The sequence below is a fragment of the Kitasatospora sp. NPDC086791 genome (genome assembly GCF_040685975.1).
Classification (GTDB): Bacteria; Actinomycetota; Actinomycetes; order Streptomycetales; family Streptomycetaceae; genus Kitasatospora.
Genome location: NZ_JBFBOC010000004.1, coordinates 223,318 through 242,650 on the forward strand (window position 1 = coordinate 223,318; position 19,333 = coordinate 242,650).

Consider the following 19,333-nt stretch of genomic DNA (forward strand, 5'->3'; position numbering starts at 1 on the left):
GCACAATCGGGGCGTGAACGCCGTCCCCACCACCTCCGCCCCGCCGCCCGTGCTGCGCCGGCTGGGCCCGCCGCTGGCCGCGCTGGCGGCGGTGGCCGTCCCCGCCGCGTACGTCGCCGTGGTGGACCCCAACAGCCCCGGGCACTACCCCGACTGCCCGTTCCTGACCGCCACCGGCTGGTGGTGCCCCGGCTGCGGGGGGCTGCGCTGCGTCCACGCGCTCAGCCACGGGGACCTCACCGGGGCCCTGCACGACAACGCCGTCGCCGTCCTGCTGTTCGGCGTGCTGGGGGTGCTCTGGCTGCGCTGGGCCTGGGCCGCGCTGACCGGCGGGCCGCCGCCCCGGGTCACCGTCGGGGTCCGGCGCTGGGCGCTGATCGCGCTGCTCGTGCTGGTGTTCACCATGGTGCGGAACTCGCCGGTCGGAGCCGGGCTGGCACCGCCGCTGGTCTGAGCGCCGGGTACGCCCCGGGCCGGGGTGGAGAAGCGGTGAAGTCGCAGTTGAGGGCCGCCGGAGCGGCGGTCCGGTCCGCGAGACGCGGGCCGGGCGGATGCGCCCGTGCTCCCGGGTGCCGATACCATCGAAGTGCCGGCGGGCCACTGCCCGCCCGGCTCTCGCTGGCCAACTGGCAGAAAAGATGGGGGCTCCTGAGTGAGTGTGCTCGACTCGATCATCGAAGGGGTCCGCGAGGACCTCGCCGAGCGGCAGGCCCTGGTCTCGCTGGACGCCCTGAAGGAGCGCGCGGCCAAGGTCCCCGAGGCCAAGGACGGCGTCGCCGCCCTCAAGGGCGACGGGGTCCGGGTGATCTGCGAGGTGAAGCGCTCCAGCCCCTCCAAGGGCGCCCTGGCCTCGATCGCCGACCCGGCCGCGCTGGCGCGCGACTACGCGGCCGGCGGTGCCGCCGCGATCAGCGTGCTGACGGAGCAGCGCCGCTTCGGCGGTTCGCTGGCCGACCTGGACGCCGTCCGGGCCGCGGTGGACACCCCGCTGCTGCGCAAGGACTTCATCGTCACCTCGTACCAGCTGTGGGAGGCCCGCGCGCACGGCGCCGACCTCGCGCTGCTGATCGTCGCGGCGCTCGACCAGCCGGCCCTGGAGTCGCTGATCGAGCGCGCCGGGTCGATCGGCCTCACCCCGCTGGTCGAGGTGCACGACGAGGAGGAGATCAAGCGCGCGGTGGACGCCGGGGCGCGGATCATCGGCGTCAACGCCCGCAACCTGAAGACCCTCGAAGTGGACCGCAACACCTTCGAGAACGTCGCCCACGCCATCCCGGACGGCATCGTCAAGATCGCCGAGTCCGGTGTGCGCGGCCCGCTGGACGTGATCAACTACGCCAACCTCGGCGCCGACGCGGTGCTGGTCGGCGAGTCCCTGGTGACCGGCAAGGACCCGCGTGCCGCGGTCGCCGACCTGGTCGCCGCCGGGGCCCACCCCGCCGTCCGGCACAAGGACTGACCCCGCCCGATGAAGATCGCCGCCCGACTCGCCCCCGGTTGCCGCCCGCGCGGCTGCCGCGCTCCCGCACGCCGGGTGCTGGGGCGTCGGGTGCGGTACGTGATCGGCTGCGAGCCCGGGCAGGTGCCCGGACGGCGATGGCGCGTGACGCGCGGCTGAGACCGGCGGGACCGCCGAGCGCGGCGGATCGCCGGGGAAGGCCGAACAGACGTCACTGTCGTCCACCTCCCCAAGGGAAACCACATGTCCGAGAAGGACTACCTGCCCGGTGCCCAGGTGCCGGACGCGCGCGGATACTTCGGCGCGTACGGCGGCCGCTTCATCCCCGAGGCGCTGGTCGCCGCGGTCGAGCAGGTCGCCGAGGAGTACGAGAAGGCCAAGGCCGACCCTGCCTTCGCCGCCGAGCTCGACGCGCTGCTCAAGGACTACACCGGGCGCCCGAGCCCGCTGACCGACGTGCGCCGCTTCTCCGCCGAGGCGGGCGGCGCGCGCGTCCTGCTCAAGCGCGAGGACCTCAACCACACCGGCTCGCACAAGATCAACAACGTGCTGGGCCAGGCCCTGCTCACCAGGCGGATGGGCAAGACCCGGATCATCGCCGAGACCGGCGCCGGCCAGCACGGCGTGGCCACCGCCACCGCCTGCGCGCTGTTCGGCTTCGACTGCACCATCTACATGGGCGAGGTCGACACCCAGCGCCAGGCGCTGAACGTCGCCCGGATGCGGATGCTCGGCGCCGAGGTGATCGCCGTCACCTCCGGCAGCCGGACCCTGAAGGACGCCATCAACGAGGCGTTCCGCGACTGGGTCGCCAACGTGGACTCCACCCACTACCTGTTCGGCACCGTCGCCGGGCCGCACCCGTTCCCGATGATGGTCCGTGACTTCCACCGGATCATCGGCGTCGAGGCGCGGCAGCAGGTCCTCGACCGGACCGGGCGGCTGCCCGACGCCGTCGTCGCCTGCGTCGGCGGCGGCTCCAACGCGATGGGGATCTTCCACGAGTTCATCCCGGACGCCGGCGTGCGCCTGATCGGCTGCGAGGCGGCCGGCGAGGGCGCCGAGACGCCCCGGCACGCGGCGACGCTGACCAAGGGCGACCCGGGGGTGCTGCACGGCTCCCGGACGTACGTCCTGCAGGACGAGGACGGGCAGACGATCGAGTCGCACTCGATCTCGGCGGGCCTCGACTACCCGGGCGTCGGCCCCGAGCACGCCTGGCTGAAGGACACCGGACGGGCCGAGTACCGGCCGGTCACCGACGACGCCGCGATGCAGGCGCTGCGGCTGCTGTCCCGCACCGAGGGCATCATCCCGGCCATCGAGAGCGCCCACGCGCTCGCCGGGGCCCTGGAGCTCGGCCGCGAACTCGGGCCGGAGGCCACCATCCTGGTCTCGCTCTCCGGGCGCGGCGACAAGGACATGCACACCGCCGCCGAGTACTTCGGCCTGTACGACGAGCCGGGGGCCGGCTCCGCCGGTGGCACCGGGACCGGCACCGGCACCGCCCAGGGGGGTAAGTGATCATGGCTTCGAAGCTGAGCGGGATCCTGGCGGCGGCCAGGGCCGAGGACCGCGCCGCGCTGATCGGCTACCTGCCGGCCGGCTTCCCGACCGTCGACGGCGGGGTGCGGGCGATCAACGCGCTGATCGAGGGCGGCTGCGACGTGGTCGAGGTCGGTCTGCCGCACTCCGACCCGGTGCTGGACGGCGCCGTCATCCAGACCGCCGACGACATCGCGCTGCGCGGCGGCGTGCGGATCAAGGACGTGCTGCGCACCGTCCAGGAGGTCGCGTCCGCGCACCCCGGGGCGGCGGTGCTGGTCATGACGTACTGGAACCCGGTCGACCGCTACGGCGTGGCGCGGTTCGCGGCCGACCTGGCGGCCGCGGGCGGGGCCGGCTGCATCCTGCCGGACCTGCCGGTGGAGGAGTCCGAGGAGTGGCGCAAGGCGGCGGACGCGCACGGGCTGGACACCGTGTTCGTGGTCGCCCCCAGCAGCAAGGACGCGCGGCTGGCGGAGGTCACGGCGGCGGGCAGCGGGTTCGTGTACGCGGCGGCGGTGATGGGGGTGACCGGTACCCGGTCGGCCGTCGGGTCGCTGGCCGAGGACCTGGTCGCGCGCACCCGGGCCACCACGGACCTGCCGGTCTGCGTGGGGCTGGGGGTCTCCGACGCCCGGCAGGCGGCCGAGGTCGCGCGGTTCGCGGACGGGGTGATCGTGGGGTCGGCGTTCGTGAAGCGGATCCTGGAGGCCGGTGCGGACGAGACGGCGGCGCTGGACGCGGTGCGGGCGTTGGCGGGGGAGTTGGCGGGGGGCGTGCGGAGGCGCTGACGCGCGGTAGGAACGGGGTTCATCGGCGGCCCGCCACCTCCTCTTCGGGGGGTGGCGGGCTGTTGGCTCTCCGGGGGTGGGCGCTTCGGGGTGGGTGGGGGTGCGTGGGCGTGTTGACCCGGGGGTGGCCCCGTACGGGTGAAGCGGGGTGGCGACACGCATCAGTGGGGGTTGACCGGCGTTGAGTGGAGGGACGTCTGCACGGATGTGTCGGGTGCGTGGGTGGCGGGGCGAGGGAAAGGGGTGAGCCGGTGCGGGGTCTTCATCGGGCCGTTCTGTTGCGGGCGGCGGCTGCCGCGCTGGCGTTGGGGGCCGCGGTCGGGGCGCACGCGGAGGTGGGGCAGGCGTTGGCCAGGCGGGGGGCGGAGCGGGCGGAACGGGAGGCGGTGGCCTGTGCCGAGGCGGCGCGGTGGGACGCCGCCGAGCGGGGGGAGCGCGGGTACCGGGAGTTGTTCGATCCGGGGCGGTTGCCGGGGTGTCACTGACGTACGGGTGTTCGGTGGATTCGGACGGAACGTCACTCTTCCGGCTTAAATGCTGAATGTGGAGGAACCGGCCTTCGTTCCTCGCGGTTCGTCAGGGAGTGAACGAGTATCCCGAGGGGGGTTCCCTGATGGCCGGCCCGGCAGCGCAGCCCGGTGATCCGGCGCCCGTGCCGGCGGCGCGGCGGCCGGTGCCGGGCTGGAGCGAGTGGGTCGGGACGGCCGCGCGGCTCGGCCTCGCGGTGGTGTGGGGGTGGGCCGGGCTGGCCAAGATCGCCGACCCGGCGGAGGCCGCCCAGGCCGTCCGTGCCTACGAGATCCTGCCCGAGGGCCTGGTCAAGCCGATCGGCTACGGCCTGCCCTTCCTGGAGCTGGCGCTCGCGCTGCTGCTGTTGATCGGGCTCGGCGTCCGGCTGGCCGCCGGGATCTCCGCGCTGCTGCTGCTCGCCTTCATCGCCGGGATCACCTCCGCCTGGGCGCGCGGCATCTCGATCGACTGCGGCTGCTTCGGCGGCGGCGGGCACATCGACGAGTCCCAGACGAAGTACCTGCAGGAGATCCTGCGCGACACCGGGTTCCTGCTGCTGGCCGGGTGGCTGCTGTGGCGGCCCCGGACCCGGTTCTCGGTGGACGGCTGGCTGGCCGGCTGACCTTCCGGCCCCGCCGGACCCCGTTCCCCGCACCCCCGTCGTTTCCCCGCACCCCCGTCCCCGCACACGACGAAGGCCCCCGACCGTGGATGTCAAGGCAATGAGCGAGAAGAACCGAGAAGGCAAGCGCACCGCCCGCGAGCGGATGCAGGAGCAGCGGGCGGCCGAGGAGTCCGCCGCCAAGCGCAGGAAGAAGCTGATCGTGGGCGGTGCCGCGCTCGCGGTGATCGCCGCCGCCGTGGTCACCGGCGTCGTGGTGCAGAACCAGCGCTCCAAGCCGGAGACCCCGGCCGCCGCCCCGGCCGGGACGATCGGTGACAAGAACCTGGTCATCCCGGTCGGCGCGGGCAACGCGCCCTCCGTCCTCACCGTCTACGAGGACCCGCGCTGCCCCGCCTGCGGCATCTTCGAGCGGGAGTTCTCCGCGACGGTCGACCAGCTGGAGGACGCCGGCAAGATCTACACCAACTACCACATCGTGTCCTTCATCGACCGGGCCGTGCCGGGCAAGGGCTCCAAGACCGCCGCCAACGCGCTGGCCTGCGCCCAGGACGCCGGGCACTTCCGGGACTACCACGACGTGCTGTACCGCAACCAGCCGGAGGAGACCAACGACGCCTTCGGCAACAAGGCCGTCCTCCTCAACCTGGCGAAGCAGGTCAACGGCCTGGACACCCCCGAGTTCCAGGCCTGCGTCAACGACAACAAGTACGGCGGCTGGGTGTCCTCGGTGCAGCAGGACTTCGACAAGTCCAGCTACAAGTCCACCCCGACCGTGCTGCTCAACGGTCAGCCGGTCTACCCGAAGAACGGCAGCGAGGAGATCACCCCGGAGAACCTGGTGAAGTGGGTGGACGCCGCGAACCAGGGCAAGCAGCTGGGTACGGCGGGCTCGCACGGGCAGACCCCGGCCCCGACCAGCGCCGCTTCGGAGGCCAACAACCCGTCGCCGAGCGCCGGCTGAGCCCCGTACCCGGCCGCGGGCCGGCCGCCGCACCCTCCCCGTCCGGAGGGCCCGGCGGCCGGCCCGCGGCCGTTGTTGTTCGGTTTCTGTGACCCCTGGGGTGTCCGACCCGGGCCGTCGACCCTGTAGCGTCGGAACCGCCATGGATATCGCCTACATTCCCAGCCCGTCGCGGGGCGTCCTGTACCTCGGACCGGTCCCGCTGCGCGCCTACGCCTTCTGCATCATCCTCGGTGTCGTCGTCGCCGTCTGGCTCGGCAGCAAGCGCTGGGTCGCCCGGGGCGGTGCCAAGCACACGGTCGGTGACATCGCCGTGTGGGCCGTGCCGTTCGGCCTGGTCGGCGGCCGCCTGTACCACGTGATCACCGACCACCAGCTGTACTTCGCCGAGGGCCGGAACCCCTGGAACGCCTTCAAGATCTGGGAGGGCGGCCTCGGGATCTGGGGCGCGATCGCGCTGGGCGCGGTCGGCGCCTGGATCGGAGCCCGCCGCCGGGGCGTGCCGCTGCCCGCGTACGCCGACGCCATCGCGCCGGGCATCGCGCTCGCGCAGGCCCTGGGCCGCTGGGGCAACTACTTCAACCAGGAGCTGTACGGGCGGGCGACCACCCTGCCGTGGGGCCTGGAGATCGACAAGACGCTGCCGAACGGCGAGATCGTGAAGGGCGTCTACCACCCGACCTTCCTGTACGAGTCGATCTGGTGCGTGCTGGTCGCCCTGCTGGTGATCTGGGCGGACCGCCGGTTCACCCTCGGCCACGGCCGGGCGTTCGCGCTGTACGTGGCCGCGTACACGGTGGGCCGGTTCTGGACCGAGTGGCTGCGGATCGACGAGGCGCACGTCTACTTCGGCCTGCGGCTGAACGACTGGACGTCGATCGTCGTGTTCCTGGGCGCGGTGGCGTACCTGGTGATCGTCGGCAAGAAGCGGCCCGGCCGGGAGGACCCGGCGAGCATCGATCCGGCCGCGCACCTGGAGGCCGAGGGTGCGGCCGAGGGCGGAGAGGGCGAGGCCGAGGGCAAGGCCGGTCTCAAGGTCGACGGCGGGAGCACGAGCAAGGGCGAGGGCGCGGCCGGGAAGGAATCGTCGCGGTCCGTGGACGAAGTGCCGGCCGCCGAAACCGTCGCCGTGGCCGCCGAGAAGAGCGGCAAGGACGCCAAGAACCCGATCTGACCAGGGACGTCCCCCCGGCTGAGGCCACCCTTCGCGAGGTTTGCGAAGGGTGGCCTCAACTGTGTTCGGACAGCCTTACTTTGCTGGAAATGCCCAGGTCAGACGGGCTACGTTCAGGGCTGACGAACGACGACGGAGGGGAAGAGACGATGAGTGCGAGCACCCTGGAGCCCGAGGCCGGACACCAGCCCCGGATACCCGCGGCCGGTCACCACCGGGACGTCAACGGGGGCTGGCTGCGCCCGGCCGTGTTCGGCGCGGTGGACGGGCTGGTGTCCAACTTCGCGCTGATGACCGGTGTGGTCGGCGGCGCGGTGTCGAACGGCACGGTGATCCTGACCGGGCTGGCGGGCCTGGCGGCCGGCGCCTGCTCGATGGCGGCGGGGGAGTACACCTCGGTGGCCTCGCAGCGGGAGCTGGTGCAGGCCGAGATCGAGGCCGAGCGGCTGGAGCTGAGCCGCAACCCGCACGGCGAGCTGGCCGAGCTGGCCCAGCTGTACGTGTCGCGCGGGGTGGACCCGGAGCTGGCCCACGAGGTGGCCCGGCAGCTGTCCGCCGACCCGGAGCTGGCCCTGGAGGTGCACGCCCGCGAGGAGCTGGGCATCGACCCCACGGACCTGCCCTCGCCGCTGGTCGCGGCCGGGTCGTCGTTCCTGTGCTTCGCGCTCGGCGCGCTGCTGCCGCTGCTGCCGTACCTGCTGGGCGCGACCTCGTTGCTGCCCGCCCTGGTGCTGTCGGCGGCCGGGCTGTTCCTGTGCGGCGCGGTGGTGGCCCGGGTGACGGCGCGCAGCTGGTGGTTCAGCGGGCTGCGGCAGCTGGTGCTCGGCGGGGCGGCGGCCGGGGTGACCTTCCTGCTCGGCCGGCTGATCGGCGGACACGTGGGGTGACGCCCGGGCGGTCCCCGGTGAGCTCCGGATGACCCGGAACTCTGCATGATTATGCTGGGCAGTGCGTGACGTTTCACACATGGGCGTCGCGTCACGCCTGGCCTAGTCTCACCATCCGGGCCCCGATGCCGCGGATTCGCATCCTCGGGCGGGCTCCCGGGATGGAATCACAGGCGGCCATGATCGGCTTCTGTAGCGCCCCGGTTTCACCCCTGTTTCAGGCGGTGGACGGTTGGGCACAATCGTCGGGACGCGCACTGTGGCGCGTCCATCCCCCCACACCCCCTGACCTGCGACTCGTCCCGCCATGTGGACGGGATATTCCGCTTCTCGGGATCCTGGGCATCATGTAACTTGCACGACATCGCACCATCGCATCAGGGCCAACGTCGTCCCTACTTGCACCAACTTGCCGAAAGACGACGACGGGAGAGCCGATGCTGTCTGCATCCATGCACTCCGCCAACGAGCCGCAGGCCGCCCGCCGGCCGTACGCGCTCGTGCCGGATGCGCGACCTGCTGCTCAGGGCCTGTACGACCCGCGAAACGAGCACGACGCCTGTGGCGTCGGTTTCGTCGCCACGCTGACCGGCATCGCCGACCACACCATCGTCGAGCAGGCGCTGAACGTCCTGCGCAACCTGGAGCACCGCGGCGCCACCGGCGCCGAGCCGGACTCCGGTGACGGCGCGGGCATCCTGACCCAGATCCCGGACGCCTTCCTGCGCGGCAAGGCCGGGTTCGAGCTCCCGGCGGCCGGCTCCTACGCCGTCGGCATCGCCTTCCTGCCGGACGAGGACGAGGCGGACGCCGCCGCCGTCGCGAAGATCGAGGCGATCGCGGCCGAGGAGGACCTCACCGTCCTCGGCTGGCGCGACGTCCCGGTCACCCCCGACCTGCTCGGCTCCACCGCGCGCAGCGTGATGCCGCGCTTCCGCCAGCTGTTCCTGAGCAAGGACGGCCTGGCCGGCATCGCGCTGGACCGGATCGCCTTCGTGGTCCGCAAGCGGGCCGAGCGCGAGGCCGGGGTCTACTTCCCGTCGCTGTCCGCGCGCACCATCGTCTACAAGGGCATGCTGACCACCGGCCAGCTGGAGCCCTTCTTCCCCGACCTGTCGGACCGCAGCTACGCGTCCGTGATCGGCCTGGTGCACTCGCGGTTCTCCACCAACACCTTCCCGAGCTGGCCGCTCGCCCACCCGTACCGCTTCGTCGCCCACAACGGCGAGATCAACACGGTCAAGGGCAACCGCAACTGGATGCGCGCCCGCGAGTCCCAGCTCGTCACCGACCTGATCCCGGCCAACAAGAACGGGAAGGGCCTGGAGCGGATCTTCCCGATCTGCACCCCCGACCACTCCGACTCCGCCTCCTTCGACGAGGTCCTGGAGCTGCTCCACCTCGGCGGCCGCTCGCTGCCGCACTCGGTGCTGATGATGATCCCGGAGGCCTGGGAGAACCACGCCACCATGGACCCGGCCCGCCGCGCCTTCTACCAGTACCACTCCAACCTCATGGAGCCCTGGGACGGCCCGGCCTGCGTCACCTTCACCGACGGCACCCAGATCGGCGCCGTGCTCGACCGCAACGGCCTGCGCCCGGCCCGCTACTGGATCACCGAGGACGGCCTGGTCGTCCTCTCCTCCGAGGTCGGCGTGCTCGACATCGACCAGGAGAAGGTCGCCACGAAGGGCCGCCTGCAGCCCGGCCGGATGTTCCTGATCGACACCGCCGAAGGCCGCATCGTCGAGGACGAGGAGATCAAGTCCGCCCTCGCCGCCGAGCACCCCTACGAGGAGTGGGTCGGCGCCGGCCAGATCCAGCTCGCCAAGCTGCCCGAGCGCGAGCACATCGCGCACACCCACGCCTCCGTCACCCGCCGCCAGCAGACCTTCGGCTACACCGAGGAGGAGCTGCGCGTCATCCTCGCGCCGATGGCCCGCACCGGCGCCGAGGCACTCGGCTCGATGGGCACCGACTCGCCGATCGCCGCGCTGAGCGAGAAGCCCCGGCTGCTGTTCGACTACTTCGTGCAGCTCTTCGCGCAGGTCACCAACCCGCCGCTGGACGCCATCCGCGAGGAGCTCGTCACCTCGCTGCTCTCCAACCTCGGCCCCGAGGGCAACCTGCTGGCCGCCGAGTCCGCCGCCTGCCGCTCGGTCGGCATCACCTTCCCGGTGATCGACAACGACGAGCTGGCCAAGCTCGTCCACATCAACGCCGACGGCGACCAGCCCGGCCTCAAGGCCGTCACGCTCTCCGGCCTCTACAAGGTCGCCAGCGGCGGCGAGGGCCTGGCCTCCCGGCTCGCCGCGATCGCCGCCGAGGCCGACGCCGCGATCGCCGACGGCGCCCGGATCATCGTGCTCTCCGACCGGCACTCCGACGCCGAGCACGCCCCGATCCCCTCGCTGCTGCTCACCTCCGCGATCCACCACCACCTCATCCGCACCAAGCAGCGCACCCAGGTGTCGCTGCTGGTCGAGGCCGGTGACGTCCGCGAGGTGCACCACGTCGCGCTGCTGATCGGCTACGGCGCCGGCGCGGTCAACCCGTACCTGGCCATGGAGTCGGTCGAGGACCTGGTCGCCCAGGGCGTCTTCATCGAGGGCGTCGAGCCCGAGAAGGCCATCAAGAACCTGATCAAGGCGCTCGGCAAGGGCGTGCTCAAGGTCATGTCCAAGATGGGCATCTCCACCGTCGCCTCCTACCGCGGCGCCCAGGTCTTCGAGGCCATCGGCCTCTCCCAGGACCTGGTCGACGGCTACTTCGCCGGCACCACCACCAAGCTCGGCGGCATCGGCCTGGACGAGATCGCCCGCGAGACCGCCGCCCGGCACACCAAGGCCTACCCGGCCTCCGGCATCCCCGCCGCGCACCGCGCGCTGGAGATCGGCGGCGAGTACCAGTGGCGCCGCGAGGGCGAGCCGCACCTGTTCGACCCGGACACCGTCTTCCGGCTGCAGCACTCCACCCGCAACCGCCGGTACGACATCTTCAAGCAGTACACGGACCGGGTGAACGAGCAGTCCGCCCGCCTGATGACGCTGCGCGGCCTCTTCCAGCTGGACGGCCTCGGCCGCGAGCCGATCCCGGTCGACGAGGTCGAGCCGGTCACCGAGATCGTCAAGCGCTTCTCCACCGGCGCCATGTCGTACGGCTCGATCTCCCGCGAGGCGCACGAGACCCTCGCCATCGCGATGAACCGCCTCGGCGGCAAGTCCAACACCGGCGAGGGCGGCGAGGACCCGGACCGCCTGTACGACCCGGAGCGCCGCTCGGCGATCAAGCAGGTCGCCTCCGGTCGCTTCGGCGTCACCTCCGAGTACCTGGTCAACGCCGACGACATCCAGATCAAGATGGCCCAGGGCGCCAAGCCCGGCGAGGGCGGCCAGCTGCCCGGCCACAAGGTCTACCCGTGGGTCGCCAAGACCCGGCACTCCACCCCGGGCGTCGGCCTGATCTCGCCGCCGCCGCACCACGACATCTACTCCATCGAGGACCTGGCCCAGCTGATCCACGACCTCAAGAACGCCAACCCGGCAGCCCGCATCCACGTGAAGCTGGTGTCCGAGGTCGGCGTCGGGACGGTCGCCGCGGGCGTCTCCAAGGCGCACGCGGACGTGGTGCTGGTCTCCGGGCACGACGGCGGCACCGGTGCCTCGCCGCTCACCTCGCTCAAGCACGCCGGCGGCCCCTGGGAGCTCGGCCTCGCCGAGACCCAGCAGACCCTGCTGCTCAACGGCCTGCGCGACCGGATCGTGGTGCAGACCGACGGCCAGCTGAAGACCGGCCGCGACGTCGTCATCGCCGCGCTGCTCGGCGCCGAGGAGTTCGGCTTCGCCACTGCCCCGCTGGTCGTCTCCGGCTGCATCATGATGCGCGTCTGCCACCTGGACACCTGCCCGGTCGGCGTCGCCACCCAGAACCCGGTGCTGCGCGAGCGGTTCTCCGGCAAGCCCGAATTCGTCGTCAACTTCTTCGAGTTCATCGCCGAGGAGGTCCGGGAGATCCTGGCCTCGCTGGGCTTCCGCTCGATCGAGGAGGCGGTCGGCCGCGCCGAGCACATCAACGCCCGGGCCGCGATCGACCACTGGAAGGCCGCCGGGCTCGACCTCGCCCCGCTCTTCCACGTGCCGGCGCTGCCCGAGGGCGCGGCCCGCCACCGCACCACCACCCAGGACCACGCGCTCGACAAGGCCCTGGACAACCAGCTGATCGCGCTCGCCGAGGACGCCCTGGAGCGCGGCGACGCCGTCCGGATCGAGCTGCCGATCCGCAACGTCAACCGCACCGTGGGCACCATGCTCGGCCACGAGGTGACCAAGCGGTACCGCGGCGAGGGCCTGCCGGAGGGGACCATCGACGTCACCTTCACCGGCTCCGCCGGGCAGTCCTTCGGCGCCTTCGTCCCCCGCGGCGTCACGCTGCGGCTCGAAGGCGACGCCAACGACTACGTCGGCAAGGGCCTCTCCGGCGGCGTGGTGATCGTCCGCCCGGCCCGCGAGGCCGCCGCCATCGGCAACGACGCCCAGAACCACGTCATCGCCGGCAACACCATCGGCTACGGCGCCACCAGCGGCCGGATCCACCTGCGCGGCAAGGCCGGCGAGCGCTTCGCCGTCCGCAACTCCGGCGCCACCCTGGTCGTCGAAGGCGTCGGCGACCACGGCCTGGAGTACATGACCGGCGGCCGGGTCGTCGTCCTCGGCGAGACCGGGCGCAACCTCGCGGCCGGCATGTCCGGCGGCATCGCGTACGTCCTCGACCTGCGCCCCGCCAACGTCAACGACGGCATGGTGGGCATCGAGGCCCCCACCGCCGACGACCGCGAGTGGCTGCGCGAGACCGTCCAGCAGCACTACGAGGAGACCGGCTCCACCGTCGCCGCCGAACTCCTGGCCGACTGGGGCAGCGGGGTCTCCCGCTTCTCCAAGATCATGCCGACCGACTACAAGGCAGTGCTCGCCGCCAAGGACGCCGCCGAGCGCGATGGCCTCTCCGAGGCCGAGACCACTCGCAAGATGATGGAGGCGGCACATGGCTGACCCCAAGGGCTTCCTGACCACGCCCAAGCAGCTGGCCGAGCGCCGTCCCGTGGACGTCCGTCTGCGGGACTGGAACGAGGTCTACGTCGAGCGCAGCCTCCTGCCGATCATCACCAAGCAGGCCGGCCGCTGCATGGACTGCGGCATCCCGTTCTGCCACAACGGCTGCCCGCTCGGGAACCTCATCCCCGAGTGGAACGACCTCGCCTACCGGGACGACTTCGTCGGCGCGATCGAGCGGCTGCACGCCACCAACAACTTCCCGGAGTTCACCGGGCGGCTCTGCCCGGCGCCCTGCGAGTCGGCCTGCGTGCTCGGCATCAACCAGGACGCGGTGACCATCAAGAACGTCGAGGTCACCATCATCGACAAGGCCTGGGACCGCGGCGGGGTCACTCCGCAGGTGCCCGAGCGGCTCTCCGGCAAGACCGTCGCCGTCGTCGGCTCCGGCCCGGCCGGCCTCGCCGCCGCCCAGCAGCTCACCCGCGCCGGACACACCGTCGTGGTCTACGAGCGGGCCGACCGCATCGGCGGACTGCTGCGCTACGGCATCCCCGAGTTCAAGATGGAGAAGCGCCACATCAACCGCCGCATCGAGCAGATGCGGGCGGAGGGCACCCGGTTCCGCACCGGCGTGCACGTCGGCGAGGACATCACCGGGCAGCAGCTGCGCGAGCGCTTCGACGCCGTCGTCGTCGCGGCCGGCGCCACCACCGCCCGCGACCTGCCGGTGCCCGGGCGCGAACTCAAGGGCGTCCACCAGGCCATGGAGTACCTGCCGCTGGCCAACAAGGTGCAGGAGGGCGACTTCGTCGAGTCGCCGATCAGCGCCAAGGGCAAGCACGTCGTGGTCATCGGCGGCGGCGACACCGGCGCGGACTGCGTCGGCACCGCCCACCGGCAGGGGGCCGCCTCGGTCACCCAGCTGGAGATCATGCCGCGGCCGAGCGAGGAGCGGCCCGGGCACCAGCCGTGGCCGACCATGCCGATGACGTACAAGGTCACCTCCGCCCACGAGGAGGGCGGCGAGCGGATCTACTCCGTCAACACCACCCGCTTCGCCGGCGACGAGGACGGCAACGTCCAGGAACTGCACCTCGTCGAGGTGGAGTTCAAGGACGGCCGGTTCGAGCCGGTGCCGGGCACCGAGCGGGCCATCCCGGCCCAGCTCGTCACCCTGGCCATGGGCTTCACCGGCACGGACGTGCGGAACGGGCTCGTCGAGCAGCTGGGAGCCGACCTCGACGCGCGGGGTAACATTGCCCGCGACGGCCGGTTCGCCACCAATGTCGATGGCGTGTACGTCTGCGGAGACGCCGGCCGGGGCCAGTCGCTGATCGTCTGGGCCATCGCGGAAGGCCGTTCGGCCGCCGCCGCGGTGGACGCGTACCTGGGCGGCAAGACCCCGCTTCCCGCCCCGATCCGACCCACGGACCGCCCCCTGGTGGTCTGACGGTCCGACCCCCCCCGAACCCCCGGCGCCGCATCGCCGGGAGCTCAACCCGCTGCCCCGTCAGAGTCGCCGGGCCAACGCGGTCTCCTGGCGCCTGCCCTCTTCCCCGACCAGTTGGAGGGCGGGCGCCGTCGCGTTCCCGGAGCCGGACCGGGAGAGGGGCGGAAGAGCGACGGAAGAGGGGCCGGAGAGGGGCCGGAGAGGGGGGAGCGACGAACCAGGGTGGTGTTCCCGGGTTTTCCCGCACGCTCGCGGGGGAGGCTCGCGAAGGAGGCGCCGCGGACGACGGACACGATGACCGTCCGTACACCGAGGAATGGCTCCCAGCGGAACCACAGGCTCCTCACAGCCACCGGAAAGCCTCCCGGGACGGGCTGTTGTTCGTCGGTGCCAAGTGGCAGACTTCCGCCGACGGCCGGGGGGCTGCGCGAGTGCGGAGGGTGACTTCGATGGGCACGACTCAGGCTGGCGGAGGCGCGACGGTACGGCGCCTGCTGCTCGGCACCCAGCTCCGCAAGCTCCGCGAGGCCAGAGGCGTCAGCCGGGAGGAGGCCGGATACTCGATCCGCGCCTCCGAATCCAAGATCAGCCGGATGGAACTCGGCCGGGTCGGCTTCAAGGAACGCGACGTCGCCGACCTGCTCACCCTCTACGGCGTCGACGCCGAACACGAACGCGCCACCGTCCTCGGACTGGTCCACGACGCCAACGCCAACTCCTGGTGGCACGAGTACGGCGACGTCCTGCCCGGCTGGTTCCAGAACTACCTCGGACTGGAAGAGGCCGCCGCCGAGATCCGCAGCTACGAGGTCCAGTTCGTCCACGGGCTGCTGCAGACCGCCGACTACGCCCGGGCCGTGGTCACCGCCGGCCGCCACGACCACGCCCCCGAGGAGATCGAGCGCCGGGTCGACGTACGCCTCCAGCGCCAGGCCGTCCTCACCGGCGAACGCGCGCCGCACCTGGTCGCCGTCCTGGACGAAGCCGCGCTGCGCCGCCCCTGGGGCGGGCCCGAGCTGATGCGCGGCCAGCTGGACCGGCTGCTGGAACTCGGCGAACTGCCCAACGTGCGGCTGCAGGTGCTGCCGTTCGGCAACGCCGGACTGTCGGCCGAGAGCGGCGCCTTCACGGTGCTCGGCTTCGCCGAACGGGAACTCTCCGACGTCGTCTACCTGGAACAGTTCACCACCGCGCTCTACCTCGACAAGCCCGCCGAGGTCGCCGAGTACCAGCAGGCGATGGACGACCTGGTCGCCGACAGCCTCGACCCGGCACGGACCCGCGACCTGCTGCACGCGGTGCGCCGGGAGCTGTGAGGCGCCAGGAGTCCTGATGCGGCAGGAGCCCTGAGGCGCCAGGAGCCGTCACACGCCAGGAGCCGTCATTCGTCAGTACGATGATGTCCCATCAGGTCGGTGCATGAGAGGGATCAGATGTCGTACTTCTCCGAGTTGGCGCTGCAGTACATCGACGGCGAGTGGTGCAGCGGCAGCGGCTCCTGGGACATCGTCGACGTCGACCCCTACACCGGCGACAAGCTCGCCACCATCACCGTCGCCACCACCGCCGAGGTCGACCGCGCCTACCGCGCCGCCGAGCGGGCCCAGAAGGAATGGGCCGCCACCAACCCCTACCGGCGCCGCCTGGTCTTCGAGCGCGCGCTGCGCCTGATCGAGGAGCGCGAGCCGGAGATCGTCACGGCGATCATGGCCGAACTCGGCGGCACCGCCCTGAAAGCGGGCTTCGAGCTCTCGCTGGTCAAGGACGTGCTGCGGGAGTGCCTGCACCTGTCCGTGGCCGCCGAGGGCCGGCTGCTGCCCTCGCCCGCCCCGGGCAAGGAGAACCGGCTCTACCGGCTGCCGGTCGGCGTCGTCGGCGTGATCAGCCCGTTCAACTTCCCGCTGTTCCTGGCGCTCAAGGCCGTCGCCCCGGCGCTCGCCCTCGGCAACGGCGTGGTGCTCAAGCCGCACCAGGAGACCCCGGTGGTCGGCGGCGGCCTGATCGCGAAGCTCTTCGAGGACGCCGGCCTGCCGCCCGGCCTGCTGAACGTCGTGATCACCGACATCGCCGAGATCGGCGACAGCTTCATCGAGCACCCGGTGCCCAAGGTGATCTCCTTCACCGGCTCCGACAAGGTCGGCCGGCACGTCGGCACCGTCGCCGCCGCCCACTTCAAGCGGTCGGTGCTGGAACTCGGCGGCAACAGCGCGCTGATCGTGCTGGACGACGCCGACCTCGACTACGCCGTGGACGCGGCGGTGTTCAGCCGCTTCGTCCACCAGGGCCAGGTCTGCATGTCCGCCAACCGCGTCCTGGTGGACCGCGCCGTCGAGGCCGAGTTCACCGAGAAGTTCGTCGCCAAGGTCGCCTCGCTCACCGTCGGCGACCCGCGGGACCCGGCCACCCACATCGGCCCGCTGATCAACCCCGTCCAGGCCGACGCCCTCTCCGCGCAGATCGACCAGGCGGTCGCCGCCGGGGCCACCGCACTGCTGCGCGGCACCACCACCGGCAGCCTGATGACGCCGACCGTGCTCACCGGCCTCCCCGAGGACGCGCCCATCCTGCGGCGCGAACTGTTCGGCCCGGTCGTGCTGCTGGTGCCCTTCGACGGCGAGGACGAGGCCGTCCGGATCGCCAACGACACGCCGTTCGGGCTCAGCGGCGCGGTGCACACGGCGGATGTCGAGCGCGGGGTGCGGCTCGCCCAGCGGATCGAGACCGGCATGATCCACGTCAACGGCGGGACCATCGCGGACGAGCCGGGGGTGCCGTTCGGCGGGGAGAAGAACTCCGGCGTCGGGCGGCTCAACGGGGAGTCCACGGTGGACGCCTTCACCACGCTGAAGTGGATCTCTGTGCAGCACGGGCGGGCGGCGTTCCCGTTCTGACCGGGGAGCCCGGGCGGGGCCCCTACGCGGCGCGGGCCTCCCGGCGGTAGCCGCCGGGGGCCTGGCCGAACTCCCGCTTGAACGCCTTCGCGAAGGCGTACTCCGAGCCGTAGCCGGTCTGCGCCGCCACCGAGGTCAGCGGCGCCTCCGACTCGCGCAGCAGCCGGGCCGCGGTGGTCATCCGCCAACGGGTCAGGTACGCCATCGGCGGCTCGCCCACCATCGTGGTGAAGCGGCGGGCGAACGCGGCCCGGGACAGGCCCGCCCGGTCCGCCAGCGACTCCACCGTCCACGGGGTGGCCGGCGTCTCGTGGATCGCCGCCAGGGCCGGGGCGACGGCGGCGTCCCGCAGTGCCGCCGCCCAGCCGGCGGCCGTCGCCACGGGCTGGTCCTCGAACCAGGCCCGCAGGATGTACAGCAGCAGCGAGTCGATCAGCGCCGGGACGATGCCGGTCGAGCCGATCCGCGGGTTCTCCAGCTCGGAGCCCAACAGCTGGACGGCGGCGGCCAGTTCGGGGTGGCGGCCGTGCCGGGTCGGCAGGTGGATCAGGGCCGGCAGCTGGCGGACCATCGGGTGCGGGCGGCCCTGGTCCAGGTGGTAGTTGCCGCACAGCAGGCTGGTGCGGGAGCCCTCGCCGCCCAGGGTGAGGGTGCCGATCGGCGAGCCGGTGTCCACCCGGCAGGCGTGGGAGTCCACCGGCGGGGTGTCCGGGTGGTCGGCGAGGACGTGGCCGCCGCCGTCCCGCAGGAAGACGATGTCGCCCGGGCTGAGCGGCACCGGCTCGTGCCGCTCGGAGCCGTCCCCGGTGCCCAGTGGGATCAGCCAGCAGGTGCCGTACAGCACCACGTGGAAGCCCGCGCCGAGCACCGGGGGCAGGCGCAGGGCCCAGGGGGCGCGGCCCTCGGTGCGGACGGACGACGGGTACGCCGTCCGCATCGAGCCCAGCGCCTCGGTCAGGATGTCCAACGCCGCTCCCCCTCCGGGTGTTTCGGTGGTGCCCAGTCCGTGGTGCCCAGTCGGTGGTGCTCAGCCGACGGTCAGGACGACCTTGCCCTGGACGGTACCGGAGGCCACCAGCTCGTGCGCCCGGCCGGCCTCGGCCAGCGGGAAGGTCCGCGCGACGTGCGGACGGATCCGGCCCTCGTCCACCAGGGCGGCGATCGCCTCCAGCGAGGCGTAGTCGGGCTCGACGCAGATCCCCGCGAAGCGGCGTCCGGCGGCCTCCACCGCGGCGGCCAGCTCCCGGTCGTGGTGCTCCATGATGCTCACCAGGACACCGCCGGGCTTCAGCACCTCCAGCGCGCGGGTGTTCTCGGAGGAGGAGTCGAAGACGACGTCGACGTCCGCGACCGCCTCGGTGTAGTCGGTGGTGCGGTAGTCGATGACCTCGTCCGCGCCGATCTCCTTGAGGAAGGCGTGCTTGGGCTCGCTCGCCAGCGCGATCACGTGCGCGCCGCGGGCCTTGGCGATCTGCACGGCGAAGTGGCCGACGCCGCCCGCCGCCCGGTGGATCAGCACCCGCTGACCCTCGGCGAGGCCCGCCGCGTCCACCAGGCCCTGCCAGGCGGTCAGCGCGGCCAGCGGCAGCGCGGCGGCCTGCTCGTGGTCGACCGAGGCGGGCTTGCGGGCCAGCTGGCGGGACGGCGCGGCCACGTACTCGGCGTAGGCGTTCGCGGCGCGCGGGAAGAACGGCATCCCGTACACCTCCTCGCCCACCCGGTACCGGGCGCCGGGCGCGGCCTCCTCGACCACCCCGGAGACGTCCCAGCCCACCGTGAACGGCGGCTCGCCGAGCAGCGGGAACAGGCCCGCCCGCACCGCCACGTCCACCGGGTTCACCCCGGCGGCCTTCACCCGCACCAGCACCTCGCCGCTCAGCAGCTCGGGGCGCGCCACCTCGGCGACCTCCAGGACCTCCGGCCCGCCGATCTCCCGCTGCACCACCGCACGCATCGCACTCACTCCCTGTACGGTCAACACCGGCCCCC

Annotated in this window: 14 protein-coding genes; 12 read left to right on the top strand and 2 right to left on the bottom strand. The window is 72.3% G+C overall.

The genetic code is table 11. The features are described from left to right. The first annotated feature begins 52 nt into the window (after nt 1-52). The 12 genes from AB0Q99_RS09960 (at nt 53) to AB0Q99_RS10015 (ending at nt 17,344) form a co-directional block, all read left to right on the top strand. Entirely contained in the window at nt 53-454 is a 402-nt protein-coding gene (locus AB0Q99_RS09960) for a DUF2752 domain-containing protein (RefSeq protein ID WP_363570053.1), read from the top strand. Nucleotides 455-652: 198 nt separating this feature from the next. Further along, on the top strand, nt 653-1,459 hold the full coding sequence (gene trpC, locus AB0Q99_RS09965; RefSeq protein WP_363569933.1) for an indole-3-glycerol phosphate synthase TrpC: 807 nt from the start codon (nt 653-655) through the stop codon (nt 1,457-1,459). 243 nt (nt 1,460-1,702) lie between these two features. After that, nucleotides 1,703-2,983 carry a tryptophan synthase subunit beta gene (gene trpB, locus AB0Q99_RS09970; protein ID WP_363569935.1) on the top strand — a complete coding sequence of 427 codons (1,281 nt, stop codon included), beginning with the start codon at nt 1,703-1,705 and terminating at the stop codon, nt 2,981-2,983. Nucleotides 2,984-2,985: 2 nt separating this feature from the next. Beyond that, nucleotides 2,986-3,795, top strand: a complete 810-nt coding sequence (trpA, locus tag AB0Q99_RS09975) for a tryptophan synthase subunit alpha (RefSeq protein WP_363569937.1) — start codon at nt 2,986-2,988, stop codon at nt 3,793-3,795. A gap of 613 nt (nt 3,796-4,408) precedes the next feature. Beyond that, nucleotides 4,409-4,927 carry a MauE/DoxX family redox-associated membrane protein gene (locus AB0Q99_RS09980; protein WP_363569939.1) on the top strand — a complete coding sequence of 173 codons (519 nt, stop codon included), beginning with the start codon at nt 4,409-4,411 and terminating at the stop codon, nt 4,925-4,927. 100 nt (nt 4,928-5,027) lie between these two features. Further along, the gene (locus AB0Q99_RS09985) at nt 5,028-5,891 is read left to right on the top strand and encodes a thioredoxin domain-containing protein (protein WP_363569941.1); all 864 of its coding nucleotides are present in this window, start codon (nt 5,028-5,030) and stop codon (nt 5,889-5,891) included. 142 nt (nt 5,892-6,033) lie between these two features. Then, complete coding sequence (gene lgt, locus AB0Q99_RS09990; RefSeq protein ID WP_363569943.1) at nt 6,034-7,065, top strand: prolipoprotein diacylglyceryl transferase; 1,032 nt, start codon at nt 6,034-6,036, stop codon at nt 7,063-7,065. Between the two features lie 149 nt (nt 7,066-7,214). Beyond that, on the top strand, nt 7,215-7,952 hold the full coding sequence (locus AB0Q99_RS09995; RefSeq protein WP_363569945.1) for a VIT1/CCC1 transporter family protein: 738 nt from the start codon (nt 7,215-7,217) through the stop codon (nt 7,950-7,952). A gap of 452 nt (nt 7,953-8,404) precedes the next feature. After that, nucleotides 8,405-13,000: a glutamate synthase large subunit gene (gene gltB / locus AB0Q99_RS10000; protein ID WP_363570055.1), complete on the top strand. Its 4,596-nt coding sequence runs from the start codon at nt 8,405-8,407 to the stop codon at nt 12,998-13,000. Next, nucleotides 12,993-14,453, top strand: a complete 1,461-nt coding sequence (locus AB0Q99_RS10005; protein WP_363569947.1) for a glutamate synthase subunit beta — start codon at nt 12,993-12,995, stop codon at nt 14,451-14,453. Before gltB ends, AB0Q99_RS10005 begins: the two co-directional genes overlap by 8 nt. 449 nt (nt 14,454-14,902) lie before the next feature. After that, a complete protein-coding gene (locus AB0Q99_RS10010) occupies nt 14,903-15,769 on the top strand; it encodes a helix-turn-helix transcriptional regulator (protein WP_363569949.1) in 867 nt (288 codons plus the stop codon). 117 nt (nt 15,770-15,886) lie between these two features. Beyond that, on the top strand, nt 15,887-17,344 hold the full coding sequence (locus AB0Q99_RS10015) for an aldehyde dehydrogenase family protein (protein WP_363569950.1): 1,458 nt from the start codon (nt 15,887-15,889) through the stop codon (nt 17,342-17,344). Nucleotides 17,345-17,366: 22 nt separating this feature from the next. On the opposite strand, the gene AB0Q99_RS10020 is transcribed toward AB0Q99_RS10015, so the two are convergent. Then, the gene (locus AB0Q99_RS10020) at nt 17,367-18,311 is read right to left on the bottom strand and encodes an AraC family transcriptional regulator (RefSeq protein ID WP_363569952.1); all 945 of its coding nucleotides are present in this window, start codon (nt 18,309-18,311) and stop codon (nt 17,367-17,369) included. 60 nt (nt 18,312-18,371) lie between these two features. After that, nucleotides 18,372-19,298, bottom strand: a complete 927-nt coding sequence (locus AB0Q99_RS10025; protein ID WP_363570057.1) for an NADP-dependent oxidoreductase — start codon at nt 19,296-19,298, stop codon at nt 18,372-18,374. Nucleotides 19,299-19,333 lie beyond the last annotated feature (35 nt).

Coding starts and splice junctions, on each gene's coding strand:
- AB0Q99_RS10025 (WP_363570057.1), bottom strand. CDS start 19,298: ATGCGTGCGGTGGTGCAGCGGGAGATCGGCGGGCCGGAGGTCCTGGAG.
- trpA (WP_363569937.1), top strand. CDS start 2,986: ATGGCTTCGAAGCTGAGCGGGATCCTGGCGGCGGCCAGGGCCGAGGAC.
- AB0Q99_RS09985 (WP_363569941.1), top strand. CDS start 5,028: ATGAGCGAGAAGAACCGAGAAGGCAAGCGCACCGCCCGCGAGCGGATG.
- lgt (WP_363569943.1), top strand. CDS start 6,034: ATGGATATCGCCTACATTCCCAGCCCGTCGCGGGGCGTCCTGTACCTC.
- AB0Q99_RS10015 (WP_363569950.1), top strand. CDS start 15,887: ATGTCGTACTTCTCCGAGTTGGCGCTGCAGTACATCGACGGCGAGTGG.
- AB0Q99_RS09995 (WP_363569945.1), top strand. CDS start 7,215: ATGAGTGCGAGCACCCTGGAGCCCGAGGCCGGACACCAGCCCCGGATA.
- AB0Q99_RS10005 (WP_363569947.1), top strand. CDS start 12,993: ATGGCTGACCCCAAGGGCTTCCTGACCACGCCCAAGCAGCTGGCCGAG.
- gltB (WP_363570055.1), top strand. CDS start 8,405: ATGCACTCCGCCAACGAGCCGCAGGCCGCCCGCCGGCCGTACGCGCTC.
- trpB (WP_363569935.1), top strand. CDS start 1,703: ATGTCCGAGAAGGACTACCTGCCCGGTGCCCAGGTGCCGGACGCGCGC.
- AB0Q99_RS10010 (WP_363569949.1), top strand. CDS start 14,903: ATGGGCACGACTCAGGCTGGCGGAGGCGCGACGGTACGGCGCCTGCTG.
- AB0Q99_RS09980 (WP_363569939.1), top strand. CDS start 4,409: ATGGCCGGCCCGGCAGCGCAGCCCGGTGATCCGGCGCCCGTGCCGGCG.